This is a genomic window from Agromyces sp. Root1464 (assembly GCF_001427265.1).
Classification (GTDB): domain Bacteria; phylum Actinomycetota; class Actinomycetes; order Actinomycetales; family Microbacteriaceae; genus Agromyces; species Agromyces fucosus.
The window spans coordinates 2121701-2146847 of record NZ_LMFU01000002.1; the positions used below are offsets into that span (position 1 = coordinate 2121701).

The following is a 25147-nucleotide window of genomic DNA, read 5'->3' on the forward strand; positions in this document are numbered from 1 at the left end:
ACATGTCCAAGTACCTGATCCTGATCTACCAGGCCGATGACGCCGCCCAGGCCGCAGGCGAAGCGGTCAACCCGGCCTACCGGGAGTTCATGGAGCGCCGCTCGAGCTCGCTGCTCGGCGGGGCGGCGCTCGAATCGCCCGCCACCGGAACCTCGGTCCGACACGACCACGATGGCAACGTGGTCGTGACCGACGGCCTGTTCACGGAGTCGAAGGAGGTCATCGGCGGGTACTTCCTCATCGAGGCCGCCGATCTCGATGAAGCGCTCGCGATCGCGGCGGAGGTGCCGGCCGGCGCGGGCGTCGAGGTGCGACCGGTGCGGCTGGTGAGCTGATGACGCCGGCCGCCGGTCCGGCCCCGGCTCCCGCCGATGTCGCCGCCGCGGTCGCGGAGGCGCATCGTCGGGAGTGGGCGTTCGTGCTGGCGGCCACCATCCGGGTGGCGGGCGACATCGACACGGCCGAAGAGGCCGTGCAGGATGCATACGCAAGCGCGCTCGCCACCTGGGGCAGCCGCGGCATCCCCACGAATACGGGTGCCTGGCTCACGACGACGGCGCGACGGCGGGCGCTCGACGTGCGCCGGCGCACTGCCACCGCTCTCAGATCGCTGCCGAAACTCGTCGATCCCGAGCCGCCGCCGGTCGACGAGCTCGCCGACACGGGCGAGTCGATTCCCGACGACCGGCTCGCGCTGGTCTTCACCTGCTGCCATCCTGCCCTCTCGGTCGAGGCGCGCGTCGCGCTCACACTCCGCCTCCTGTGCGGACTGTCGACGGCGGATGTCGCGCGCGCGTTCCTGGTGCCGGAGCCGACGATGGCCGCCCGCATCACCCGCGCGAAGCAGAAGATCACGACCGCGGGCATCCCCTACCGGGTGCCGGCCCCCGATGAACTGGGCCCGCGCCTCGACAGCGTGCTCTCCGTGGTGCACCTGGTCTACGCGACCGGCCATACCGCGCCGTTCGGCGTCGACCTCATGCGCCGCGACCTCGCCGAACGGGGGCGGGAACTCGCACGCCTCCTGCGGGTGCTGCTCCCGGGCGATCCGGATGTCGCGGGTCTGCTCGCCCTCGTGGTGCTCACCGACGCTCGACTCGAGGCCCGGCTCGGCGACGACGGTGAGCTCCTGCTCATGGAGGACCAGGATCGTTCGCGCTGGAACCGGGGGGCGATCGCCGAGGGCGCGGCCCTGGTGCGCGAGGCGTTGCGGGCCCGCCCGCCGGGTCGGTACGCCCTGATGGCCGCGATCGCGGCGGTGCACGACGAGAGCCCGTCATGGTCCGAGACGGACTGGGTCGAGATCCTCGGCCTCTACGACCTGCTGGTGGACGTGTGGGTGTCGCCGGTCGTGCGCCTCAACCGGGCGATCGCCCTGGGCTTCGCCGAGGGTCCCGCCGAAGCACTGGCCGAGCTCGACGAGCTCGCCGCCGATCCCAGACTCGCTCGGTACCCCTACCTCGCCGCGGCGCGTGCCGACGCGCTGCAACGCCTTGGTCGCGTCACCGAGGCGCGACTCGCCTACGAGGAGGCGCAGATCCTCACGGACAACGCGGCGGAGCAGGCCTTCTTGCAACGACGGCTCGACGCCATCGACGAGCGGCACTGACTTCTCCGTCTCGTGGCGGATCCCGTGGTTCCGTCGCCTCGATAACGTGGACGGATGACCGAGAACACCGCTCCGCCCGTCGTCGACGGCATCGAGTGGGTCCGCCCGCGACCGGGTCGCCGCGGCATCCGCAACGACGTGATCCTCGCACTCGTGCTCGCCGTCGGCACGGCAGCGACGGTGGTGCTCTACCGCATCGCCGGGTGGGGCGAGGGCGATGCGGGGGGCGACGCCGCCCCCTGGTGGGGCTCGGTCATCTGGGTCGCCGCCATGACCCTCCCGCTCGCGGCTCGCCGGCTGCAGCCCGAGATCGTCGCGCTCGTGGCATCCGCGACCTTCATCGTCGGCGGCGTCGTGCCGGTCGGCGACGCGCTCTTCAGCAACATCTGCCTGTTCGTCGCGATCTACACGGTCGGCGCGTGGAGTCGGAGCCGCCGCCGTGCCACGATCGTGCGCGGCGTGATCGTCGCCTGCATGTTCGGATGGCTCTTCTGGGGCCTCGTCTACTACTCCGCCATGCAGGACTACCTGCCCGACTTCTCCCGCGAGGGAACGGTGTCGCCCTACCTCGCGTACGGCCTCATCAACGTGCTCACGAACCTGCTCTACTTCGGCGGCGCGTGGTACTTCGGCGACACCGGGTACCGCTCGGCACGCTCTCGCGCCGAGCTCGAGCAGCGCACCGCCGAACTCGCATCCGAGCGCGAGCGAACGCGCGCCCAGGCGGTCGCGATCGAGCGGCTGCGGATCGCCCGCGAACTGCACGACGTCGTCGCGCACCACGTCTCGGTGATCGGGGTGCAGGCAGGCGCCGCCCGACGCGTCCTCGCGAAGGATCCTGCCGCGGCGGCGACCGCGCTCTCCGCGATCGAGTCGAGCGCCCGCGACGCCGTCGACGAGCTCCACGGGTTGCTCGGCACCCTCCGGGGTGATGCCGAGACCGGGCCGGTCGCGGTGCTCGACCACGCCCTGGGCTTGGCGGGCGAAGACGGCGAGCGGGCGACCACGAGCACCTCGACGCGGGGCATCGCGCGTCTCGACGAACTCGTGGCGGAGTGCGACGCGAGCGGCCTGCCGACGACGCTCGCGATCGTCGGCGAACCGGTTCCCGTCTCCGCCGTCGTCGACCTCAGCGCCTACCGCATCGTGCAGGAGGCCCTCACGAACGTGCGGAAGCATGCCGGCGCCGCCGCGACAGCGGAGGTGCGCGTGCGCTGGGCGGGTGAGTCGGTCGAGGTCGAGGTGACCAACTCCGGCGCCGTGCTTCGAGCGACGAGCGAGACGGCGACGGATGCCTCGAGCCGGCGTCTCGGCCAGGTCGGCATGCGCGAGCGGGTCGCTGCGGCCGGCGGCCGCCTCGAACTCGGACCGCGCTCGCGCGGCGGCTACCTCGTGCGCGCCGAGTTCCCCCTGCGCCGTACCGAAGAGGTGAGCGCATGAACATTCGCGTGCTCGTCGTCGACGACCAGTCGCTCGTGCGCGGCGGGTTCCGCACGATCCTCGACTCCGAAGAGGGCATCGAGGTCGTGGGCGAAGCGGCGAACGGCGAGGAGGCGATCGCCGCGGTCGCAGCCCTCTCGCCCGACGTGGTCTGCATGGACGTGCAGATGCCGGGCATGGACGGACTCGAGGCCACTCGGCGCATCACCGCCGACGAGGCATCCGCTGCCGCCGTGCTCGTGCTCACGACCTTCAATCGCGAGGACTACCTCTTCGCCGCACTCGAGGCGGGGGCGAGCGGGTTCCTGCTGAAGAACTCGAGCCCCGAGCAGCTCATTGAGGCGGTGCAGGTGGTCGCGAGGGGCGACGCACTGCTGTCGCCGGATGTCACGCGGCGCGTGATCGAGGCCGTGGCCGACCGGGCGGGAGACGCGCTCGGCGCCGTCGAGCAGGCTGCCACTCGAGAGCCGCAGCCTTCGCCAGAGCTCGACACGCTGACCGACCGGGAGCGCGAGGTGCTCGAACACCTCGCGGCCGGCCTGTCGAACGCCGAGATCGCCGAACGGCTTTGGGTCGGCGAGGCGACCGTGAAGACGCACGTTTCGAAGGTGCTCATGAAACTCGCGTTGCGCGACCGCGTGCACGCCGTCGTCTATGCGTACGAGCACGGGGTGGTGCGCGCCCGGCGCTGAGCCCCGTCAGGCGGCCCAGCCCCGCCCGGTGCTCGTCAGGCGACGGCGTGCGGCGAGCGCTGCGCTCCGCTCGCGCCCGGATCCCCGGCGTCGTTGCCGAGTTCGACGATGGCGTTCGCGACGTCGACGTGCACAATGCTCGGCTCGAAGGCGCGCGCCAGCTCGTCGTCCATCTGCGCGTAGGAGATCAAGATGACGAGGTCTCCCTCGTGCACGAGATGCGCGGCCGCGCCGTTGATGCCGAGCACGCCGGAACCGCGTTCGCCCTCGATGACGTAGGTCTCGAGGCGGGCGCCGTTCGTCACGTCGACGATCGAGACCTGCTCACCCGGCAGCAGGTCGGCGGCGTCCATGAGGTCGCGGTCGACCGTGACGGAGCCGACGTAGTGCAGGTCGGCGTGCGTGACGGTGGCGCGGTGGATCTTCGACTTCAGCATGGTCCGGAACACGGCATCCAGCCTACGGATGCTGCGGCGACGAAGGCGCCTCGTGACGGGCCCCTCAGCCGAGCTCGCGCAACTGCGCGGTGCGTTCGCTCGGGGTGTCGCCCGTGTTCACGGTGCCGCGCGGTTCGATGAGCATCGCCGAGACCTCGCCGTCGGCGCGCGGGCAGTGCTCGACGCCGCGCGGCACGACGTAGACGTCGCCCGCACCGAGCTCAACGTCGCCGTCTCGTAGCTGGATCACGAGACGTCCTGAGACGACCATGAAGAACTCGTCGGTGTCGGGATGCGTGTGCCAGGTGAACTCGCCCTGCGCCTTGAAGACCTTCACGTCGTAGTCGTTCACGCTCGCGAGCCGATGGGGCTGCCAGTGCTCGGAGAAGGAGTCGAGGGCGGTCTGCAGGTTGCGCACTGCGCGCACGTCGTCGGTCATCGCGTCATTCTCCTCGCTCGCTCCGCTGATCCGCCATTTGCGCCCGACCCTTGACGCGGGCACGCCGTCGACGTAATGTAAGCAAATCATTAATTAAGGAGTTGCTTACATGCAGCAGGGGCCCGACGAGCTCAGCCTCGTGTTCCAGGCGCTCGCCGATCCGACGCGACGCGAGATCCTCTCTCGCCTCCGCGGCGGACCGACGACCGTCGGCGAACTGGCCGAGCCCTTCGCGATGAGCCGGCCCGCGATCTCGCAGCACCTCAAGGTGCTCGAGCGCGCCGGGCTCATCGAGCGAACCGCGTCGGCCCAGTGGCGCACCTGCTCGCTTCGCACCGAACCGCTCGACGAGGCATCCGCCTGGGTCGAGCGCCACCGCGGCGAGTGGAACGCACGCTTCGACCAGCTCGACGAGCGACTCCGCGAGATGAAGGGATCGACGGATGCCTGAGCAGACCGCCTCCGCAACGAAGCAGTTCACCATCACCCGCGTCTTCGACGCACCCCGCGACACCATCTGGCGCGCCTGGACCGACCCCGACGAGGCATCCGCCTGGTGGCACCCCGCGGGCGTCGTCACCCCGCGCGACACCGTGGAGCTCGATGTGCGCCCGGGTGGGCGATACCGCTACACGATGATCGCGCCCGACGGCTCGGAGTATCCGACGGCGGGCGTCTACCGCGAGGTCGTCGAACCCGAGCGACTCGTCTTCACGTGGGGGATGCCGGGCGACGACGACGCCCCGGTCATCACCGTGACGCTGGCGGACCTCGGCGAGCGCACCGAGATGACGTTCCACCTCGTCGGCATCGCCGGCGTTCCGGGAGACGACAACGTCTACGACGGCTGGGCGAGCGCCTTCGACGTGCTCGACGAACGACTCGAGGCTCGGCCGAACGACGGAGGGCAGCGCTGATGGGCCGGCTCACGGTCGAGCAGATCGTCAGCGTCGACGGGTACGCGGCCGACCTCGACGGCGGACTCGACTTCATCGGCATGGCGCGCGGCGGCAACCCGAACGATCACGACCAACTCGCGTTCCTCGCCGATGTCGACGCGATCCTGCTCGGCGCCAACACGTACCGGATGTTCGCCGACTACTGGCCGGTCGCCGACCCCGAGGTCGAAGTCGTCGCCGAGCCGATCAACCGACTGCCGAAGTTCGTGATGTCGAACACGCTCGAGACGGCGCCGTGGGGCGACGGATCGATCGAGATCGTCCGCGGCACGGCCACCGAGGCCGTCGCCGAACTCAAGACGCGGCACGAGCACATCGTCGTCTGGGGCAGCCTCACCCTGGCCGACGCGCTCTTCCGGGCGGGCCTCGTCGATGTGCTGCGCCTGCGCGTCGTGCCGGTGCTGATCGGCGCCGGGCGTCCGTTCACCCCCGCCGACCTCGGCGACCGCCCGCTCGAGCTCGACGACGTGGCCAGGCACCCGAGCGGGCACCTCGGCCTGACCTACCGCCTAGGCTGACCGCGCCGGACTACCTGCGGTCCACGGATGCCTCGTCGGCGGTGTGCGACGGGGCATCCGCCGCGTCGCCGGCGTCGCCGGCGACATCTGCGTCATCCGACTCATCCGACTCGGATGCGCCGGCCTGCGGCCCTGACGCCGCCTCCCCCAGGTACTCCGCCGACAGCAGCCGGTAGGAGCGCGTGCCGAACGCGAAGAGCGCCAGCACGACCATCGCGAGCCCGCTGAAGAGGAACACGAGAGCGATGCCCCGCGCGTCGCCCTCACCGAGCAGCCAGCCCCAGGTCGCCTGCCCGTCGGCCGACTCCATGTAGGGGATGATCCAGAACTCGGCGATCGGCGCGATGAGGAACGCGGTGATGGGCGCGGCCGCCGCCTCGAAGGCCTGCGCGAACCCGAACACCCGCCCCTGCCGCCGGAAGGGCACGACCTTCTGGATGACCGTCTGCTCCGCGGCCTCCACCGCGGGGATGAGCGTCATGTAGAGCCAGATGCCGAGCCCGTAGAGCACCCACCACTCGCGGATCGTGAAGAGCGCCCCGAGCAGGCCCATGCCGATGACGACGAGCAGCATCGTGCGGATCGGGTTGCGCCCGAGCCCCCACTTCGCGATGGCGATACCGCCGATGATGAATCCCGACGACGAGACGCCGAGCACGAGGCCCCACATCTCGACGGGGAAGAGCGTCAGGCCGTACGGATCCATGAGCGCCATGTAGACGCCGCCGATGAGGTTGTTGAAGGTCGAGAACACGATGAGGGCGAAGAGTCCCGGCGCCCCGCGGATCGCCGCGATGCTGCCGCGCAGGTCGATCGCCGGCGGGTGCTCGCCGTCGACGACCGGGTGCGCCTCGGGGATGCGCACGAAGAACAGGTGCACGAGTGCCACCAGCGTCGCCGCGATGGAGATCGCAAGGGTCCACCCCATGCCGAGCATGCCGATCGCGAGCCCACTGAAGACGCTCGTGACGAGGAAGGCGAGCCCCTGCACCGTGCCGACCATGCCATTCGCGTTCGCATGCCGCTCTTCGGGCACGAGCAGGGTCACGGTCGTCGACAACGCGATGTTGCGCATGTTCTCGACGACCGCGCCGAAGAGGATGATGCCGGAGAAGAGCCAGAACCACGGTCCGCCGAGGTCCAGCAGCGCGGCCTCGGGCTGCGTGAGGTAGAGGACGCCGGCCACCGTGAACGAGCCGAGGGTCACGAGACTCGAGAACAGCATGACCCGGTGCTTGCGGTGCCGGTCGACGATCGTGCCGAAGAAGATCGAGAACACCGCGACGAGGAGCATGTAGGCGCCGCCGATGACGCCCGTCGCGAGCACCGACCGCGTCTCGAGGTACACCCAGAAGGTGAGTGCGAACCACAGGAAGCTCGTCGTGACGTTCGCGATCATCGTGTTCACGAGCACCTGCACGAAGGTGCGCATGCCGCCTGGCGGCGGCACGACGACTGGCGGCGAACCCTGCGCAGGCGATCCCGCGGCGTGGGCCGTTGCCGGCGCCTCGCCCGCTTCGGATCCGCCGGGCTCGTCGGTCACCCTGCGAGGATAACCAGCACCCGCGACATCCGGAACCCCTCCCCCGCACGACGGAGGCAGGCTCGCCTCAGGCTCGCCCCGCGGCGCCGCCGCGGCCCCTCTTCTCCAACACGGCCCGGTGCAAGACCCCCCGCACGACGGATGCCGCGACCCCGCGGCATCCGTACGGTGGAGCCATGCTCGAACTCCACGACGTCACCAAGCGCTACGGCGAGCGCCTCGCCCTCGACCACGTGAGCTTCACGGTCGGCGACGGCCGGCTCACCGGCTTCGTCGGCGGCAACGGCGCCGGCAAGACCACGACGATGCGCATCATCCTCGGCGTGCTCGCCTCCGACGAAGGCACCGTGACGCTCGGCGGCGAAGTGCTCACGACCGCCGACCGGCGCCGCTTCGGCTACATGCCCGAGGAGCGCGGTCTCTATCCCAAGATGCGCGTGCTCGAGCAGACCGTCTATCTCGCCCGCCTGCACGGCTGGAGCGCCGCGGCCGCGCACCGCAACGCCCTCGAACTGCTCGAGCGGCTCGGACTCGGCGAGCGCACGAACGACACGATCGAGTCGCTCTCGCTCGGCAACCAGCAGCGGGCGCAGATCGCGGCGGCGCTCGTGCACCGCCCCGAGGTGCTCGTGCTCGACGAGCCGTTCTCGGGCCTCGACCCGATGGCCGTCGAGACGGTGCAGGGCGTGCTGTCGGATGCCGCGGCATCCGGTGCACCCGTGCTCTTCTCCTCGCACCAGCTCGACATCGTCGAACGGCTCTGCGACGACCTCGTCATCATCGCGGGCGGCCGCATCGCCGCGGCCGGCAGCCGCGACTCGCTCCGCGCCGAGCACGGCTCCGATCGCTGGGAGCTGCTCACCTCGGGCGATCTCGGCTGGCTGCGCCAGCAGCCCGGCATCCGCGTCGCCGACTTCGACGGCGGCTGGGCCGTCTTCGAGGCCGAGTCGGATGCCGCACGGCAGGCCGCACTCGCCGCAGCCGTCGCCCGCGGCGACGTCATCAGCTTTTCCCGCGAGCACACGACGCTCGCCCAGATCTTCACGGAGGTCGTGCAGTGACTCTCGACACCAGCGCATCGCGCACCAACGGCCGAGCCGACGATCGAAGCACCCCCGGCTTCGTCGAGACCGTCAGGCTCATCTCGGGGCGCGAGATCACGATGCGCATGCGCAGCAAGGCGTTCCTGATCTCGACGGGCGTGCTCATGCTCGCCGTGCTCGCCTCGGTGGTGCTCGGCAGCATCTTCGGTTCGCAGTCGGAGCTGCCGAAGGTGGCCGTGGTCGCCGGCGCGACCGACGTCGTCGAGGGCAACCCCGCCCTCGAGGCGGTGCCGGCCGCCGATCAGGATGTCGCCGAGCAGATGCTGCGCGACGGCGACGTCGAGGCGATCGTTGCGCCCGCGGCATCCGAACCGCTCGGCATCGTGGTGCTGGGACTCGAGTCGACGCCGAACGACGTGGTCTCGGCTCTCTCGGTGCGCCCCACGGTCGAGTTGCTCGAACCCGCCGCGGTCGACCCGATGCTCGCCTATTTCGTGGCGTTCGGCTTCGGCATCGTGTTCTTCATGTCGGCGCTGACGTTCGGCACGACGATCGCCCAGTCGGTCGTCGAGGAGAAGCAGACCCGCGTCGTCGAGATCCTGCTCTCGACGGTGTCGGCGCGGGCGCTCCTCACGGGCAAGGTGATCGGCAACAGCGTGCTCGCGTTCGGGCAGATCCTCGCGATCGCGGTGCTCGCGCTCCTCGGGCTCATGCTCACCGGCCAGCGGGTGCTGCTCGGCGGGCTCGGCCCGTCGGTCGTCTGGTTCATCGTGTTCTTCGCGATCGGCTTCGTGATGCTCGCGGCGCTCTTCGCCGCCACGGCCGCGCTCGTCTCCCGGGCCGAGGACATCGGCACGGTCACGACGCCCGTCACGATGCTCGTGATGATCCCGTACTTCCTCGTGATCTTCTTCAACGACAACCCGACGGTGCTCGCGATCATGAGCTACGTGCCGTTCTCGGCGCCGGTGGGCATGCCGATGCGGGTCTTCCTCGGCACCGCAGAGTGGTGGGAGCCGTTCGTGTCGCTCGCACTCCTGCTCGCCACGGCGGCGCTCGCGGTCGTGATCGGCGAGCGCATCTACCGCAGCTCGCTGCTGAAGACGGGCGCTCGCGTGCCGTGGGGCGAGGCGCTGAAGGGCTGAGACCGGCGCACCACGAGCGCAGGCTGAGCGGATGCCGCGGCGCGCAGTTGTTCGAACAACTCCGGTGTCTCGCCGCCGGGCGTTCACCCGAAGGGGCACCGCGTACGTGAGACTGGCGAGCGCGCCGGGCGACCGCTCGGTGCGCACGCCAAGCTCTGGAGACCATCCATGCACTCGACGAAACGCACCGTCCTCGCTGTCTCTACCGCCGCGCTGAGCACCGTGCTCATCTCAGCGCCGATCGTCGCGAACGCGGCACCCTCCATGTCGACCGTCGCCGAGGCCCGCGCCTCGAAGACCCTGGTCATCGGCCTCGACGGCGCCGCCTTCGATTTCCTCGCGCCGGCCGACATGCCGAACCTCGATGCGCTCCGCGCCGAGGGAATGACCGCGGCGAGCAACCTCTACGCGGCGCCGATGTCGGGCACCGTCTCGGGTCCCGGCTGGTCGACGATCGCCACCGGCGTGTGGCCCGACAAGCACCGCGTCACCGACAACAGCTTCAGCAACCCGGCCTATGCCACCTACCCCGACTACCTCACCCGCATCGAAGCGGGCGACCCGTCGCGCGACACCTACGTCGTCGGCACGTGGGGTCCGATCTCGCAGACCGTCTTCGGTCCGGCGGTCGACGTTCGCGAGGCCGGCGGCAACGACGACGGCACCACGGCTCGCGCCGTGGCTGCCCTCTCGACCGGTGACCCCGACGATGTCTTCGTGCACCTCGACGAGGTCGACGGGGCGGGCCACTCGGTCGGCACGAGCGGCGCCGCCTACGGGCAGGCCCTCGCTCGCGTCGACCAGCAGATCGGGCAGATCCTCGACGCCGTCGACGCTCGCGCCACCCGCGCCGACGAGGACTGGCTCATCGTCGTCACCGCCGACCACGGCCACACCCCGACCGGCGGCCACGGCGGCAGCACGCCGGCCGAACGGAAGACCTTCGTGATCGCCGCCGGCGCCGGCATCCCGGCCGGCTCCGTGCGGTACGACGTGAAGCTCGTCGACATCGCACCGACGGTCATCGCAGCGGCGGGCGTCGCGACCGACCCGGCGTGGAACCTCGACGGCACGGCGCTCGGTCAGCTGCAGCCCGACGAGTTCGACTCGGTGCGCGGTGCGCTGCAGACCCAGGTCGACGAGACCCGGCCGGGTGCCACCACCCTCGGCTGGACGCACACCACGCCTGCAGGCTGGAGCATCGACAACTCGGCGATGCCCACCGGCGGCATCACCGAACTGCGCGGCTGGACCTTCGCGACCGACGAGTTCTGGACGAACGTCGAGCTCGGCCAGCTGCGCGAGACGAGCGTTCGCAACCGTGACGTGTTCGCGGTCGCCGACTCCGACGAGTGGGACGACAAGACGCACGCAGCGGGCAAGTTCGACTCCACCCTCGTGAGCCCCGCCTACCCGCTGAACGGTGCCGCGACGGCGACGCTCGCCTTCGCCACGAACTACCAGATCGACGGCCCGCAGACCGGTGAGGTGTTCGTGAGCTTCGACGGCGGAGCCCCCGTGCTCGTGAAGTCGTACACCGCGGCCACCAACGCCCACGAGCGTCTCGTGCTCAGCGTGCCCGCGGGCGCGACGACGGCGCAGTTCCGGTTCCGGTACACGGGCACCAACAGCTACTTCTGGACCGTCGACGGCGTGCGCCTCGAGCAGGCGGCGGCGCCGTCGCTCGAGGTCTCGGCCGAGGCGGAGACCCGACTCGTCAAGGGCAAGGTGGTCGTGGCGGTCAAGGCGACGAACCACTCGCCGGTGCCCGTCGCGCTGACCCTGACGTCGGCGTACGGCACGAAGACCTTCGCGGAGGTGCAGCCCGGCGCGAACGCCGTGCACACGTTCACGACGCGCAAGGCCAGCGTGCCGGCGGGCGCGGTCACCGTGCAGGCGACCGCGGTCGTCGACGGCAGCCCCGTCACGGTGTCGATCGAGGCCGGGTACGCCGCGGCATCCGCTCACTGATGCGCCATCGGTGCCCCGTCACCCGACGGGGCACCGATGCCCTGCACAGCCGGGAAATGGGAGGATGGTCCGGTGACTGAACAGCTCCACGACATCTCCGTCCGCGGTTTCGCCTCCGACAACTACTCGGGCGTGCACCCCGAGGTGCTCGCGGCGATCGCCGCCGCCAACAACGGCCACCAGGTCGCCTACGGCGAAGACGTGTACACCGAGCGCCTGCAGCAGGTCTTCGCGGGGCACTTCGGCGAGGGCATCGAGGCGTTCCCCGTCTTCAACGGCACGGGTGCGAACGTCACCGGCCTCCAGTCGATGCTCCCCCGCTGGGGCGCCGTCATCTCCGCGAGCACCGCGCACATCAACTCCGACGAGGGCGGCGCACCCGAGCGCGTCGGCGGCATCAAGCTGCTCACGGTTCCCGCGCCCGACGGCAAGCTCACGATCGAGCTCATCGACCGCGAGGCATGGGGCTGGGGCGACGAGCACCGCGCGCAGCCGCTCGTCGTGTCGATCACGCAGACCACCGAGCTCGGCACGGCGTACACCGCCGCCGAGGTGCGCGCGATCGCCGACCACGTGCACGAGCGCGGTATGACGCTCCACATGGACGGCGCGCGCCTCTCGAACGCCGCGGCGTCGCTCGACCTCCCCCTCCGCGCCTTCACGCGCGACGCCGGCGTCGACGTGCTGAGCGTCGGCGGCACCAAGAACGGCGCGCTCGGCGCCGAGGCGATCGTGGTGCTGAACCCCGAGGCATCCGTCGGTCTCAAGTACCTGCGCAAGCTCAACATGCAGCTCGCGTCGAAGATGCGCTTCACCTCCGCGCAGCTCATCGCGCTCTACGAGGGCGACCTCTGGATCGAGAGCGCACGCCACGCGAACGGGATGGCCCGCCGTCTCCGCGATGCGCTCGACGCGGGCATCGCCGCGGGCGAGATGCCGGGTCTCGGCTTCTCGCAGGAGACGCAGTCGAACGGCGTCTTCGCGACGCTGCCGGCGGGCGTCGCCGACCGGCTCCGCGAGCGGTTCCGCTTCTACGACTGGGATGCCTCGCGCGGCGAGGTGCGCTGGATGTGCTCCTTCGACACGAGCGAGGCCGACATCGACGCCTTCGTCGCGGGCATCCGCGAGGAGCTCGCCGCGGCCTAGCGCCCGGGCCGAGGTGCTCGTGCCCGAGACGCGCTCGCGCCCTACTCGGGCGCGAGCACCTCGGTGTCGCGGTTGAGCGAACGCTTCTGAAAGTAGTCGCGCGACCCCGGGAAGAGCGCCCAGACGAACATGAGCACGACACCGAGCAGCAGCGAGCCGATGCCGACGATGAAGGCGCCGCCGACCCCCGCGAGCTGCGAGTAGCCGTAGTCGGGGTCGAGCATGTCGACCGCCGACTGCACGAACGCCCACGCCATGAAGAGCCCGCCGAGCAGCGGGAACACGAGCCGGTAGAACACGTTCCGCCGGCTGGCGAAGAGGGTGCGGCGGAAGTACCAGACGCACGCGAAGCTCGCGATGGCGTAGAAGAACGCGATGGCGAGACCCATCGAGAGCAGCGAGTCGGCGAGCACGTCGGTCGAGACGAGGTTCATCCCCGCGTAGTAGACGATCGCGATGACGCCGACGAGGGTGGTCGAGAAGGTCGGCGTCTTCGACGCCTCGCTCACCTTCGCGAAGCGGGCGGGCAGCGCCTGGTAGACGCCCATGGCGAAGGTGCCGCGGGCCGTCGGCAGGATCGTCGTCTGCGACGACGAGAGGGCCGAGATCGCGACGGCGATGACGAGGAACCAGCCGAGCGGACCCATCGCCATGCCGGCGAGCACCGAGAACACGTCGTCGGCGTGCGCCTCGTTCGCGAGGCCCGTGCCGGTGTCGCCGAGGCCGGCGTACATCATCGCGACGACGGTGACGCCCACGTAGGTGACGAGCAGGATGACCGTGGTGAGGGTCGCGGCGCGACCGGGCGTGCGACGCGGGTCCTTCGTCTCCTCGGTGAGGGCGAGGCAGGTGTCCCAGCCCCAATAGATGAACAGCGCGAGCAGGATCGCCTGCACCATTCCGGTGCCGTCGGCGAGGAACGGGTTGAACCAGTCGAGCGACACCGGGGTCGGGTCGGGGGCGCTGCCGTTGACGAAGCCGATGAGGCAGCCGACCACGAACGCCGCCATCGCGAGGTACTGGATCACGAGGAGCACCTGCTGCATGCGCTCGCCGATCTCGACGCCGCGCAGCGACACCCAGGTCATGGCCGCGATGATGACGCAGCCGAAGCCGGTGACGATGAGGCGGTTCTCGGCGAGCGAGCCGTCGCCGATGAGGGTGAGCAGGTACACCGAGGCGATCTCGGCGAGGTTCGCCATGACGAGCACGCCCGCGACGGCGATGCTCCATCCCGCCATCCATCCGGTGCGCGGACCGAACGCCTTGGCCGCCCAGGTGAACACCGTGCCGCAGTCGGGCACGTCGTTGTTGAGCTCGCGGTAGGCGAAGGCGGTGAACAGCATCGGCACGAAGGCGAGGATGAACGCGATGGGCGCCTGTGCGCCGACGGCGATGATCACGTAGCCGAGCGTCGCGGCGAGCGAGAACAGGGGCGCGGTCGAGGCGATGCCGATGACGGTCGAACCCCACAGGCCGAGCTTGCCGATCGCCAGGCCCTTCGTGGGCGCGGGATCGGTGACCGGTGCTGTGCCGACCGTTGGAGTGCTCATCAGGTACCTTCTCGCCCTCGAGGATGGGAACGCGTGCGGGCGGGGCCGACAGGCGCGAGGTCCAAGTGTACACAGACCGACCAGACGGTCGGTCTGGAGGGCGTTCTGATCGTGTGCGTGGTGAATGTGCGCGCGCGACGGCGCGCGCGACCGTGCGCGCGCACGGTCGGCGACGCTCAGTCCGCGCTGCCGCCCGACTGCATCGCCTCGAACGCGGAGATCAGCTCCTCGACGTGCTCGTCGGTGAGCACGTCCTCGCCGACGGGCAGGTCCATGAGCGCGTTGTGGTTCATGCCGTCACCCGCGAAGAGCACCATGCGGGCGAGGCGATCGTCGCCCGTCGCCGCGCCGAGCACCTCGAGCCATCCGCGCCGGCACTCGCGGAGCACCTCGAGGGCCGCCTCGTCTCCGGTCTGCGCGATCCGGTACCCGGCCTCGATGAGGAGCTCGAGCTCGCTGTCACGGTCGAGTGACGACACCAGGTAGTACCGCACCGCGCCCTCGGGCGCGTTGCGCATGTCGTCGGCGTCACGACGGGCCTGCGCGCGCAGCTCGACGAACAGGGCCGCCTGCAGTGCGCTCACCGAGGAGAAGTGATGCAGTGCGCCCGACTTCGAGAGGCCCGCCCGACTCGCGACGCCCTCGAGGGTCGCACCGCGGATGCCGCGCTCGACCATGAGATGCGTGTACGCCGAGAGCACTCGGGCGGCCGGGCCCTCGAGGGTGATCATCAGGCCATCGTACGAGGGCGGATGTGCGGTGCGTGTCCGGCCGTGCGCGCACGGTCCTGCGCGTCGGGCCTCGCGCCCGTGCACCACGTCGCCGCCCGTCGTCGTCATCGGGCGACTTTCTGGGAATGTCTCACAGGTCCATGCGTTGCAATGGACTGGGACGACGAAGCCCCAGCTCCTGTTCCCCCTCTCGAAAGCTGGCGCACCATGACGCTCGTCACCGAACTCACCTCCCGCAAGGCCGATACGACCGCCCCGCTCATCGACCCATTGGTCGACCGCTGGAGCCCCCGCGCGTTCGACCCGAACGCCGTCGTCGACGAAGAAGCCCTCCGCACGGTGCTCGAAGCCGCCCGATGGGCACCGTCTGCCAACAACTCGCAGCCGTGGCGATTCATCGTCGCCCGCCGGGGAACCGCCGCCTTCACCACCGCGCACGACGCGATGGCGGGCTTCAACCAGGTCTGGGCCGATTCGGCCGCCGCGCTCGTGATCAACATCGCCGAGATCGCGGACGACGAGGGCAAGCCCCGCCCGTGGGCGCGGTACGACCTCGGCCAGGCGGTCGCGCACCTCACCGTGCAGGCCCAGCACGAGGGTCTGCACACGCACCAGATGGGCGGCTTCGACGCCGCAGCACTGCACGCCGCTTTCGAGCTCGCCGACAACCTCGAGGTCGTCTCGATCACGACGATCGGCGTGCTCGGCGACGTCGATGCACTGCCCGACGTGCTTCGCGAGCGCGAGAGCGCCCCGCGACTGCGCAAGCCCCTCGCGGAGCTCGTGCTCCTCGGGGAGTGACGGCGGGCGCAGCCGCCTCGAGCGGCGAGCGCCGAGACCAGCAGCGACACGAGCGCCGCGAGCCGAAGTCCGACTCGCGGCGCTTCCTCATGCGTCGACGGGATCGACGACCGAGATCGGCCGCGTCGGCGGCTCATGCCGCACGGGCGGCATCGCCGCGATCACGCGTTTCAGGCGCCATGCGGCGAAGACCGCGAGCACGCTGAGCGCCAGATGCATGCCGAGGAACACGTCGCCGAGACCGGCGCCGAGCAGCACCCCTGCGACGAGCGGACCCGCCGCCGTGAACGCGGTCTGCAGCGCCGACATCGCGCCGAGCGTGCTGCCGACCATGCCCTTGCGTGCGAGCGACGCGACGAGCGGGTTCAGCACCGGACTGTAGATCGTCTCGCCCACCGCGAAGATGCCGTAGGTCATGACGAACATCGCCGACGCGACGCCCGGTGCGAACTGCGCACTCGCGAGCACGAGCCATGCTGCGACCCAGATGCCGCCGACGACCATCAGCAGGGCGGGCGCGCTGACCTTCGCCGTGAGCCGCACGACGACGACCTGCAGCGCCACGATGACGATGCAGTTCACCGCCGCCGCGGTGCCGACCGCGACCGGGTCGACTTCGAGCACCGTGATGCCGTAGGCGGGCAGGCCTGCCTCGAACTGCGCATAGAAGCCGAGCGCGAGCGCGATCATGACGACGGCGCTCCAGCGGAGCGCGGGGTTCGCGAAGACCAGGCGGAAGGCGCCCGGCCGGCGCTCGTCGCCGAGGCCGGCGACGGCCTCGGCCGCGAACTCGGCACTCCGCATGGCCCCGCGGCCGGCGAGCGCGATGATCGCCGACGAGACGACGAAGCCCGCGGCGGCCATGAGGAAGCCGACGTCGAGCCCGTCGTGCCGGTCGAGGTCGATGATCTGCCCGGCGAGGAACGCGCCCGCTGCCATGCCGAGCGCCTCACCGGTGAACTTGTAGGCGAAGACCTTGCGCCGGTCGCCTGTCGACGACCACTCGAGCGCGAGCACCTGCTTGGCGGGCACCGCGGCGGCGAGCCCCAGGCCGAAGACGAGCATGCCCGCAAGGAAGACGGCGGGACCGTCGGCGAAGACGAGCGAGGCCGCACCGGCGGCGCCGAGCAGTTGCGCGACGACGGCGACGTGCACGGGGTTGTAGCGGTCGGCGAGTCGGCCGGCGATCGGGGCGGCGACGAGCGCGCCGACCGAGAACAGCGACGATGCCGCGGCCGCGACGAGAGCGCCCCACCCTCGGGTGTCCGCCGCGTACGCGTACTGGTACGGGAGCACCGCGCCCCAACCGAGCATGCCGATGCTCGAGGCGAGGATGAGCAGCTTCGCGCGCATGGGCACGCCACCTTTCGGGAGTCGGGGTCTCGAGTGAGACGGATGCCTCTGAGACGGATGCCTCGCCTACAGGTCGTCGGAGGGAAGCGATGATTCGAACACGAACTATTCGATATCGAAATATTAGTAACCGAACTTCGCATGCGACAATTCCCGTATGGCCAAACGCACCCCGTCAGCCCAGGAACTGCATCGCCGCGCCGTCGCGACCTACGTCGCTGCCGGTGGCGAGGAGTCGGTGCAGCGGGTCATCACGGCCGTGCAGGGGCTCACGAAGAAGCTCGACCAGTGGTACGCCCGGCAGCTCACGGACCTCGATGTGAGCTCGGGCGAGTGGGCCGTCGTCACCTCGCTCGCGAAGGCCGGGGAGGCCCTCACGCCGAGCCAGCTCGCCGAACTCACCAACGTCGCCCCGTCGTCGATGACGCACCGTCTCGACAAGCTCGCAGAGCGCGGCCTCGTCGAACGAGCGGCCGACCCCGACAATCGCACCCGCATCCTCGTGAGCCTCACCGAAGCGGGATGGGGACTGTTCAGTCAGGCGATCCGCGACTCCGACGTCGTCGAGTCCGACGTGCTGCAAGACCTCGGCGACGACGAGCGGGCCGAGCTCGCCCGCCTGCTCGAGGTCGTCATCGCGCGCCTCGACGACATCGACGCGTGATCGCCCAACGCTGAGGCGTCAGTCGGTGGCCCGGTCTCGCAGGTGTGCGCGCAACTGCTCGACGACGAGGTCGTGATCGGCGAGCTCGGGCAGCCCCGACACGCCGACGGCGCCGATGACCCCGGCCTCGCGGATCCGGATGGGCACGACCCCGCCGTGCGCCGCGAACTCCCGGGGGTCGAGGCGGGCGTGCACGTCGAAGTCCTCGCCCTTGGCGCGGAACTCCTCGCCGACGAGCATCGATGACCGACCGAATCGCTCGACGACGCGGTGCTTGCGGTCGAGCCAGCCGTCGTTGTCGGCGGTCGCACCCGGCAGGGCTGCATGGAATACGCGCTGCGGCCCGAACCAGATCGCGATCGCGACGGGATGTCCCGCCTCTGACGCGGCCGCCCGGAGACGCCCTCCGAGCATCCACGCGTCATCGAACGTGAACCGCTCGAACTGCAGTTCGGATTCCTCGGCGACGAGCCGTTCGAGGAGCTCGCTCATGGGCGCAGCAGCACCTTCGTGGCGCGGCGCTCGTCCATCGCGGCGTACGCCTCGGCGGCGTCGGCGAGCGGAAGCTCGAGGTCGAAGACGAGCCCCGGCTCGATCGCACCCGACCGCACATCGGGCAGCAGTTCCTCGATGTAGCCGCGTACGGGCGCGATACCGCCGTTGACGCCGACGTTGCGGTTGAAGAGCGGACGCACCGGCAACTCGGGCCCGCCGTTCGGCGCCCCGACGTAGCCGACCATGCCGCCCGGGCGGGTGGAACGGATCGCCTGGTCCATCGACTCCTTCGTGCCGACGCACTCGAGCACGCGATCGGCGCCGATGCCGCCGGTGAGTTCCTGCACCCGGGCGACGCCCTCGGCCCCGCGCTCCTCGACGATGTGGGTCGCCCCGAACCTGCGGGCGAGCGCCTGGCGTTCGGGATGCCGCGACATCGCGATGATCGTCGTGGCACCGAGTCGCTTCGACGCGATGATGGCGCAGAGGCCGACCGCGCCGTCGCCCACGACGGCGACCGTGTCGCCAGCCGAGACGCCGGCCGAGACCGCGGCGTGATGGCCGGTGCCCATGACGTCGGCGAGGCTCAGCAGGCCCGGCACCTCCTCGTCGCCGACCGGCCCGGGCACGACCACGAGCGTGCCGTCGGCGAGCGGCACGCGCACGCGCTCGCCCTGCCCGCCGTCGGCGAAGGAGCCGGCCCGGTCGTCGGAGCCCCACCACCCGCCGTTCAGGCACGACGTCGAGACGCCGTTGCGGCAGTTCACGCACGTGTTGTCGCACACGTAGAAGGGTGCGATCACGAAGTCGCCGACGGCGACCACCGTGACCTGCTCGCCGATCGCCTCGACGACGCCGATGAACTCGTGCCCGATGCGATGCGGCTCGTGCGTGGGCGTCACGCCGCGGTACGGCCAGAGGTCGGAGCCGCACACGCACGCGGCGACGACCTTCACGATGGCGTCGACCCCGGTGGCGAGCACCGGGTCGGGCACGGTTTCGACACGGATGTCGCGGGGCGCGTGGATGACGGTGGCGAGCATGCACCGAGCCTACGTCGCGCTGCGGCGTTGATCGAGACCGATTCGAATGCACGAACGGGGCCGACCGCGGCAGCGGTCGACCCCGTCGAGTGCGTCAGAGGCTGACGAGCGTCAGCGTCCGATGGCGGCCAGCGCGTTCACGATGCCGTCGCCGTAGAACCCGTTCTTCGTGGGCGAGCCTTCGCACGTGTGCGTCGAGGTCGCCGTGGTGCCGTTCGGCAGGTGCCGCACGTAGGTGAACGCGGCGGGCACCGGGCACGCCGTGTCGACCGCCGACGACAGCAGCTTCGCTTCGACCGCGTCGGGCGACAGCGTCTTGCCGCCGTGCTCCTTGTCGCGCTTGCCGAACTGGCCGACGATGAGCGCTGCGACGCCCGCGGCGTGCGGCGAGGCCATCGAGGTGCCCTGCAGGTACTGGTAGTACCCGCAGGTCTCACCGGATGCGTCGCAGCTCTCGACCGCCCACGGCACGACGACGTCGCCGTTCTCGTCGATCGCGCCCTCGGCTTCGGCGAGCGCGGTCGGGTACGCCGCCAGAATTCCGGCAGCGTAGTCGCGAGTCCCCGCTGCGGTGTCGTAGACGTCGCCACCGGGAGCGGCGACATCGACGTAGCCGTTGCCATAGTCGGAGTAGTACGCCTTGCGCTCGCTCGGGCCCGTGCTGCTCACCGTGACGACGCCGTCGCCCTCGCTCGGCATCGAGATGCACGAGGCCGGGTCGAGCAGGTCGCGCGTGTAGGCGATCTCACCGGGCACGCTCGCGAAGTCGGGGCTCGAGGAGTCGCTGATCACCTTCGTGTAGTCGGTGGCACCGTTGCCGGCCGCGGAGACGAGCGTCACGCCGTTGCCGCGCGCGTAGTCGAGTGCGCGCTGCATGGCGGTGATGACGGTCCGCTGCTCCGCCTGGTCTGCGGGCGAGTCGGCGGGGTGGGAGGTGCAGTTGAAGAGCCACGGGTCGACGTAGTAGCTCATGTTCACGACGTCGATGCCATTGTCGCCGGCGTAGGTGAGGGCGTCGAGCGAGGCCTGCAGGAAGAAGTAGCCCGAGTCCTGACCGGCGCGCAGGTTCACGATGGTCGCGTCGGGCGCGACGCCCGCGATGCCGATGCCGTTGATGGGCGAGGCGATCGTCGAGGCGACGTGCGTACCGTGACCGTTCTCGTCGACGTCGGCGGCGTCTTCGCACGACTGGTCGGGCTCGTCGGCGCAGGCGCCGTCGATCGGGTCGCCGTTGGCGTCGGCCTCGATGTCGACCGTGAAGTTGCGGCTCAGCTCCGCGTCGAAGTTGGGAGCGATGTCGGGGTGGGATCCGTCGACACCGGTGTCGAGGATGCCCACGAGCACGCCGCGGCTCTTGTCGTGGCGGTAGGAGCCGTCGACCGTGGCGTCGATCGCCTGCATGTCCCACTGGAGGTCGGCGAGCGGTTCGGCGAGCGGCCTGCCCTTCGACGGACGCGTCGCGGGCGCCCCGGCGGCAGCGGCCTTCTCGCCCGCGCCGCGCAGGTCGGCCTTCGCGGCGTCGAACTTCTCGGCAGCGCCCGCGCCCTTCTGCGCGTTCGGAACGTCGGCGATGACCCGGTTCTGCGCCGTGCCCTCGATGACCGACTGGGCAGCGGCTTCAGCGGCGAAGTCCGCCTCGGTCGTCACGACGGTCGCGACGCCGACCTCGGCGTTCTCGGCGATGATCGTTCCGCCGGCGGCAGCGACCGCCGCTCGCGTCGCCTCGGTCGAAGCGCCTTCGGCGAAGAGCACGACGTACTGCTGCTCGCCGCTCACCTCGTCGCCGGACGAGGTCGCCGCGCCGGCCGGGCCGGCGACCAGCGCCGTCAGTGCCAGCGCGAGCGCCGAGGTCGTTGCAATGGATTTGAGTTTCAACATCTTCGTCCAATCCGTGGGCGGTCAATGAGCGCGATCCTCGCACTGCCGCTCTCGAGAGGCAAGGGGTGGACTCGAAGCTCCGGCGTATCCGCGTGGACGCGCGATCACCGCGCACGTCCCTCGGCGTTCGAGCAAGATTCGTGCGTCGACGCAGACCGGGGCGGGCTCAGACGTGCGGCACGAACTCCTGCCAGGCGAGTCGCTTCTCGCGGCGCGGGTCGAGCTCGACGCGATCCTCGCCCTCCCCGAAGACGATGGTGCGCCGACCGGCCTCGCGGTAGGCCGGCCAGTCGGCGCCGGGACACCCGGATGCCGCGAAGCCGACCCAGTGCCGCTGCATGCGCCGCCCGACCGCACGGAACATGCGCCGCCCGCCGAGCAGCGTGAGTCCGGCCCCGGTGAGGGTGTCGAACTTCTCGAACAGCGCGAAGAGCTCGAGCCCGTGGGTCGCGTCGAGGCCGAGGAGCCGCGACATCCGCGGAGCCGCGTCGAATCGGTACATCCAGGTCGGGGCGAATCGCGAATGCCGCTCCGCCACCTTCACCGTCGGGAACCAGAACGTGAAGTCGCCGGCGAAGTCGGCCGCCGGCCGCCGCTCGGGAAGGCCCGGATACCGGCCCTTGATCGCCTTGCGCGACTTCTTCCGCGTGTTCGCGAAGATCGCGCGGATGCGCGGCTTCGTCGTCGGCAGGATGCCGATGCGCCCGGCGAAGAGCGAGCCCTCACGGTCGTTGGTGCCGATGAGGAGCGGCACCCGATGCGCGAGCCCGTCGCGGAATGCGTCGAGGGGGCGGTGCGGCAGGAACTCGCCGTCGATGACGGGCGCCAGGCTGATCGTGCCGGGATCCTCGTCGGGAGTGCGCATCGTGAGGGTGGTCGTCGCCTCCGCGAGGTGCATGGCGCTCGCGGTGCACAGCATCGCCGCGGCATCCTCGACCGATTCGCTCTCGAGATCGTCGTCGTCGACCACTCGGCTGAGCAGCCGCACGTACTCGCGCGCCCAGCGCGCCGTCGTCTCGGGCAGGTAGACGGCGTTTGCGGGCGAGCTCTGCGCGATCGCGCGGGAGAACAGCCCCTCCGCAGCGGGAACGGTGAGGAGCGTCGTGACCGAGTTCGCGCCGGCGGACTCGCCGAAGAGGGTCACGCGGTCGGGGTCGCCGCCGAATGAGCGGATGTTGCGGCGCACCCATTCGAGGGCGGCGACCTGGTCGCGGAGCCCGAGGTTGGCCCCGATCGGTCGTTCGGGCGTCGAATAGGTGCGGAGGTCGAGCCAGCCGAGCGCCCCGAGACGGTAGTTCATGCTCACGTAGACGACCCCGTGCTCGCGCACGAGCCGCTCGCCCTGTCGCGGGTACTCGCCCGAGGAGCCGACGCTGTAGGCGCCGCCGTGGATGAACACCATCACCGGTCGGCCGGTCGAACCGAGTCGCTCGGTCGCCCCCGCCGACTCGTCGGGCGCGATCACGTTGACGCTCAGGCAGTCCTCACTGCGCGGGAGGCCCGGCGCGGCTCCGATGAACTGCCCCTTCCGCTGCTGCGGCGCGACGGGGCCGAACTCGACGGCGTCGCGGACGCCGTCCCATCCCGGTGCCGGTCGAGGCGCCCGGAAGCGGAACTCGCCGCCGGTCGATGCGGCGTACGGGATGCCGCGCCAGCAGCGCACGCCGTGCCGGCGCACCCCTCGCACCGCGCCCGTCTCGGTCTCGACGACGAGCGCACGATCGACCTGCACCCCTGCCCCCAGCAGCATGCCAGGAGCCTACGCCTGCCGGGTGAACGGACGGGGCCGGCTCAGGCCGTCGCGGGCGGAACGGAGGCTCTCCCCGGTGCGCGCGCCGGGGACGACGCGAGCATCCGCAGGGCCCAGCCGAAGAGCACGAAGACCACGCCGACCCCCGCCGCGAACAACGCGACGCCGAACGAGACCACCGAGGTGAAGAGCGAGGCCCGCAGGAACGACGCCTGCATCACGGTGTCGCGCACGGGGTCGTCCTGGTCGAGCTCGGCGTACGTCTTGCCGCCGCTCGCCTCGAGCGCGTGCGCGTTGATGACGCCGGCCTGGATGAAGGCGTCGATCGGTCCGTCGACGGTCTTGCCCGCGAAGTACGGCGAGTCGTCGGGGATCGTGATGTTCTCGGCCCGGAGCTGGTTCGAGACCCCGATCCAGGCGATGATCGCCACGACGATCAACAGGATGCCGCCGACCACGCCGGCCAATCCGATCAATCGGATGCCTCGTCGCTGGCCGTGCGTCAGCACGACCTCGCCGATCTCGTCTCCGTTCACTGCAGACATGTCGCCTCCCCCGGGATCATCACTGCTGCCGCCACAGTAGCGCTGCCGGCGTCCACGGCGGTAGAGGCGGCCGAGGTGATTGGCGGAATGTCGGCGGTCTCGAACAGAATGCAGTGTGATCAGCGCGAGGACGTTCTGGGCCGCCCTGCCCACCGAGGGCCGATGGCTGCTGTCGACCGTCGCCATCCAAACGCTCGGCCGTGGGCTGACCCTGCCGTTCACGATCATCTACCTGCACGAGGTGCGCGGCTTCGACCTCGGCCTCTCGGGCGCGCTCATGAGCCTCATCGCGGTGGTCGGGCTCATCGTCACCGGCCCGGGCGGCACGCTCATCGACCGCTTCGGCGCGAAGGCCGTTCTGCTCGCCGGCCTCGTGTCGATGATCGCCGGCTGCACGCTGCTGGCGTTCGCCACCCACCCCGCGGTCGCGGCCGTCGCCCTCGTGCTCATCGGCGTGAACTTCGGCGTCTCGTGGCCCGGGTTCAATGCGCTCATCGCCGCCGTGGTCTCTGGCGACCTGCGGCAGCAGTACTTCGGCGTCAACTTCGCGCTCGTGAACCTCGGCATCGGGGTCGGCGGCATCATCGGCGGGTTCTACGTCGATGTCGACTCCCCCGAGACCTTCACCGTGATCTTCCTGATCGACGCCGCGAGCGCGCTCATCCCAATGGCGCTGCTCCTCGGCCCCCTCCGCCATGTGCGCACGCAGGCCGAGCCGACCGAGGAGTCGGCCGCAGCCGGCGGCTATCGCGAGATCCTCCGTCAGCCCGCCGTGCTGTGGCTGACGCTCCTCACGTTCATCGCGATGTTCATCGGCTACGGCCAGATGGAGGCGGGGTTCCCCGCGTACGCGCGCCAGGTCGCCGAGGTCTCGACCCGGGTGATCGGGCTGTCGTTCGCGGTCAACACCGCGGTCATCGTGCTGCTGCAGTTCACGGTGCTGGCGAAGATCAGCGGCAAGCGCCGCACGCGGGTCATGTGGGTCATGGCGGGCGTCTGGGCGACCTCGTGGCTGATCCTCGGCGCCGCGGGGCTCCTGCCCGACACGCTGGCCGCCGCCATCGGCGTGCTGGCGTTCATGGGCGTCTTCGCCTTCGGCGAGACCCTGCTGCAGCCGACGGTGCCGGCGATCTACAACGACCTCGCCTCCGACCACAATCGCGGCCGCTACAACGCGATCAACTCGGCGGCGTTCCAGGGCGGTGCCATCGCCGGCCCGGTCGCCGCGGGCCTGCTGCTCGACCACGACCTCGACGCCGTGTACATCGCGGTGATGGTCATCGGCTGCCTCGGCATCGGTGTGCTGGCGCTCGCGCTCGAACGACGCATTCCGGCGAGCGCCAACGGCGTGCGCGCCCCCGAGGCCGAGAGCGACGTCGCCGTCGAGTGACG

At 70.5% G+C, this 25147-nt stretch carries 25 protein-coding genes; 14 read left to right on the forward strand and 11 right to left on the reverse strand.

The window, feature by feature from the left end; all coding sequences use genetic code 11:
• Positions 1 to 2: 2 nt before the first annotated feature.
• From ASD23_RS15440 to ASD23_RS15455, 4 genes are read left to right on the forward strand one after another with little or no spacing between them, the layout of a single operon-like run.
• Positions 3 to 335: a YciI family protein gene (locus ASD23_RS15440; RefSeq protein ID WP_056012472.1), complete on the forward strand. Its 333-nt coding sequence runs from the start codon at positions 3 to 5 to the stop codon at positions 333 to 335.
• Positions 335 to 1609 (forward strand): RNA polymerase sigma factor, encoded by a 1275-nt coding sequence (locus tag ASD23_RS15445; RefSeq protein ID WP_082571497.1) that lies wholly within the window; start codon positions 335 to 337, stop codon positions 1607 to 1609. Before ASD23_RS15440 ends, ASD23_RS15445 begins: the two co-directional genes overlap by 1 nt.
• A 54-nt stretch (positions 1610 to 1663) precedes the next feature.
• Positions 1664 to 3049 carry a sensor histidine kinase gene (locus tag ASD23_RS15450; protein ID WP_056012474.1) on the forward strand — a complete coding sequence of 462 codons (1386 nt, stop codon included), beginning with the start codon at positions 1664 to 1666 and terminating at the stop codon, positions 3047 to 3049.
• Complete coding sequence (locus ASD23_RS15455; protein WP_056012477.1) at positions 3046 to 3741, forward strand: response regulator; 696 nt, start codon at positions 3046 to 3048, stop codon at positions 3739 to 3741. Before ASD23_RS15450 ends, ASD23_RS15455 begins: the two co-directional genes overlap by 4 nt.
• Before the next feature lie 35 nt (positions 3742 to 3776).
• Here ASD23_RS15455 and panD read toward each other — a convergent pair whose 3' ends face one another.
• Positions 3777 to 4190, reverse strand: coding sequence for an aspartate 1-decarboxylase (panD, locus tag ASD23_RS15460; RefSeq protein ID WP_056012480.1), 414 nt, complete (start codon positions 4188 to 4190; stop codon positions 3777 to 3779).
• A gap of 52 nt (positions 4191 to 4242) precedes the next feature.
• Positions 4243 to 4617 (reverse strand): cupin domain-containing protein, encoded by a 375-nt coding sequence (locus ASD23_RS15465; protein ID WP_056012489.1) that lies wholly within the window; start codon positions 4615 to 4617, stop codon positions 4243 to 4245.
• Between the two features lie 109 nt (positions 4618 to 4726).
• Here ASD23_RS15465 and ASD23_RS15470 point away from each other — a divergent pair, with 109 nt between their 5' ends.
• Genes ASD23_RS15470 through ASD23_RS15480 form a run of 3 tightly spaced genes read left to right on the forward strand, consistent with a single transcriptional unit; the run spans position 4727 to position 6094 of the window.
• The gene (locus ASD23_RS15470) at positions 4727 to 5068 is read left to right on the forward strand and encodes an ArsR/SmtB family transcription factor (RefSeq protein WP_056012492.1); all 342 of its coding nucleotides are present in this window, start codon (positions 4727 to 4729) and stop codon (positions 5066 to 5068) included.
• Positions 5061 to 5534 carry an SRPBCC family protein gene (locus ASD23_RS15475; RefSeq protein WP_056012501.1) on the forward strand — a complete coding sequence of 158 codons (474 nt, stop codon included), beginning with the start codon at positions 5061 to 5063 and terminating at the stop codon, positions 5532 to 5534. The genes ASD23_RS15470 and ASD23_RS15475 overlap by 8 nt, the downstream gene beginning before the upstream one ends.
• On the forward strand, positions 5534 to 6094 hold the full coding sequence (locus ASD23_RS15480; RefSeq protein WP_056012504.1) for a dihydrofolate reductase family protein: 561 nt from the start codon (positions 5534 to 5536) through the stop codon (positions 6092 to 6094). The genes ASD23_RS15475 and ASD23_RS15480 overlap by 1 nt, the downstream gene beginning before the upstream one ends.
• 10 nt (positions 6095 to 6104) lie before the next feature.
• On the opposite strand, the gene ASD23_RS15485 is transcribed toward ASD23_RS15480, so the two are convergent.
• Complete coding sequence (locus ASD23_RS15485; RefSeq protein ID WP_056013444.1) at positions 6105 to 7526, reverse strand: MFS transporter; 1422 nt, start codon at positions 7524 to 7526, stop codon at positions 6105 to 6107.
• A 287-nt stretch (positions 7527 to 7813) separates the two neighbouring features.
• On the opposite strand from ASD23_RS15485, the gene ASD23_RS15490 reads away from it, so the two are divergent.
• The 4 genes from ASD23_RS15490 to ASD23_RS15505 all read left to right on the forward strand — a co-directional run bounded on the left by ASD23_RS15490 (position 7814) and on the right by ASD23_RS15505 (position 12942).
• Positions 7814 to 8698, forward strand: coding sequence for an ABC transporter ATP-binding protein (locus ASD23_RS15490; protein ID WP_056012507.1), 885 nt, complete (start codon positions 7814 to 7816; stop codon positions 8696 to 8698).
• Positions 8695 to 9825 (forward strand): ABC transporter permease, encoded by a 1131-nt coding sequence (locus ASD23_RS15495; RefSeq protein ID WP_056012510.1) that lies wholly within the window; start codon positions 8695 to 8697, stop codon positions 9823 to 9825. The genes ASD23_RS15490 and ASD23_RS15495 overlap by 4 nt, the downstream gene beginning before the upstream one ends.
• Positions 9826 to 9993: 168 nt before the next feature.
• Positions 9994 to 11796, forward strand: coding sequence for an alkaline phosphatase family protein (locus ASD23_RS15500; protein WP_200941723.1), 1803 nt, complete (start codon positions 9994 to 9996; stop codon positions 11794 to 11796).
• Positions 11797 to 11832: 36 nt separating this feature from the next.
• Positions 11833 to 12942, forward strand: coding sequence for a threonine aldolase family protein (locus ASD23_RS15505; protein ID WP_082571498.1), 1110 nt, complete (start codon positions 11833 to 11835; stop codon positions 12940 to 12942).
• A 41-nt stretch (positions 12943 to 12983) separates the two neighbouring features.
• Here the strand turns inward: ASD23_RS15505 and ASD23_RS15510 are convergent, their stop codons facing one another.
• Both ASD23_RS15510 and ASD23_RS15515 read right to left on the reverse strand, forming a co-directional pair.
• Positions 12984 to 14495 (reverse strand): APC family permease, encoded by a 1512-nt coding sequence (locus ASD23_RS15510; RefSeq protein WP_056012515.1) that lies wholly within the window; start codon positions 14493 to 14495, stop codon positions 12984 to 12986.
• 176 nt (positions 14496 to 14671) lie between these two features.
• The gene (locus ASD23_RS15515) at positions 14672 to 15226 is read right to left on the reverse strand and encodes a TetR family transcriptional regulator (protein ID WP_056012518.1); all 555 of its coding nucleotides are present in this window, start codon (positions 15224 to 15226) and stop codon (positions 14672 to 14674) included.
• Positions 15227 to 15433: 207 nt separating this feature from the next.
• Here ASD23_RS15515 and ASD23_RS15520 point away from each other — a divergent pair, with 207 nt between their 5' ends.
• Complete coding sequence (locus tag ASD23_RS15520) at positions 15434 to 16027, forward strand: nitroreductase family protein (protein WP_056012521.1); 594 nt, start codon at positions 15434 to 15436, stop codon at positions 16025 to 16027.
• Between the two features lie 87 nt (positions 16028 to 16114).
• Here ASD23_RS15520 and ASD23_RS15525 read toward each other — a convergent pair whose 3' ends face one another.
• A complete protein-coding gene (locus ASD23_RS15525; RefSeq protein ID WP_082571500.1) occupies positions 16115 to 17380 on the reverse strand; it encodes an MFS transporter in 1266 nt (421 codons plus the stop codon).
• A gap of 157 nt (positions 17381 to 17537) precedes the next feature.
• Here ASD23_RS15525 and ASD23_RS15530 point away from each other — a divergent pair, with 157 nt between their 5' ends.
• A complete protein-coding gene (locus ASD23_RS15530; RefSeq protein ID WP_056012524.1) occupies positions 17538 to 18044 on the forward strand; it encodes a MarR family winged helix-turn-helix transcriptional regulator in 507 nt (168 codons plus the stop codon).
• A gap of 18 nt (positions 18045 to 18062) precedes the next feature.
• Here ASD23_RS15530 and ASD23_RS15535 read toward each other — a convergent pair whose 3' ends face one another.
• The 5 genes from ASD23_RS15535 to ASD23_RS15555 form a co-directional block, all read right to left on the reverse strand.
• Entirely contained in the window at positions 18063 to 18536 is a 474-nt protein-coding gene (locus ASD23_RS15535) for a heme-degrading domain-containing protein (protein ID WP_056012527.1), read from the reverse strand.
• The gene (locus ASD23_RS15540) at positions 18533 to 19582 is read right to left on the reverse strand and encodes a zinc-dependent alcohol dehydrogenase family protein (protein WP_056012530.1); all 1050 of its coding nucleotides are present in this window, start codon (positions 19580 to 19582) and stop codon (positions 18533 to 18535) included. Before ASD23_RS15540 ends, ASD23_RS15535 begins: the two co-directional genes overlap by 4 nt.
• A gap of 111 nt (positions 19583 to 19693) precedes the next feature.
• Positions 19694 to 21460 (reverse strand): S8 family serine peptidase, encoded by a 1767-nt coding sequence (locus ASD23_RS15545; RefSeq protein WP_056012533.1) that lies wholly within the window; start codon positions 21458 to 21460, stop codon positions 19694 to 19696.
• 166 nt (positions 21461 to 21626) lie between these two features.
• The gene (locus ASD23_RS15550) at positions 21627 to 23210 is read right to left on the reverse strand and encodes a carboxylesterase/lipase family protein (RefSeq protein WP_056012536.1); all 1584 of its coding nucleotides are present in this window, start codon (positions 23208 to 23210) and stop codon (positions 21627 to 21629) included.
• 41 nt (positions 23211 to 23251) lie between these two features.
• Positions 23252 to 23755: a hypothetical protein gene (locus ASD23_RS15555; protein ID WP_056012539.1), complete on the reverse strand. Its 504-nt coding sequence runs from the start codon at positions 23753 to 23755 to the stop codon at positions 23252 to 23254.
• A 115-nt stretch (positions 23756 to 23870) separates the two neighbouring features.
• Between ASD23_RS15555 and ASD23_RS15560 the strand changes: the two genes are divergently transcribed.
• Positions 23871 to 25145 carry an MFS transporter gene (locus ASD23_RS15560; protein WP_157377115.1) on the forward strand — a complete coding sequence of 425 codons (1275 nt, stop codon included), beginning with the start codon at positions 23871 to 23873 and terminating at the stop codon, positions 25143 to 25145.
• The last annotated feature ends 2 nt before the right edge of the window (positions 25146 to 25147 follow it).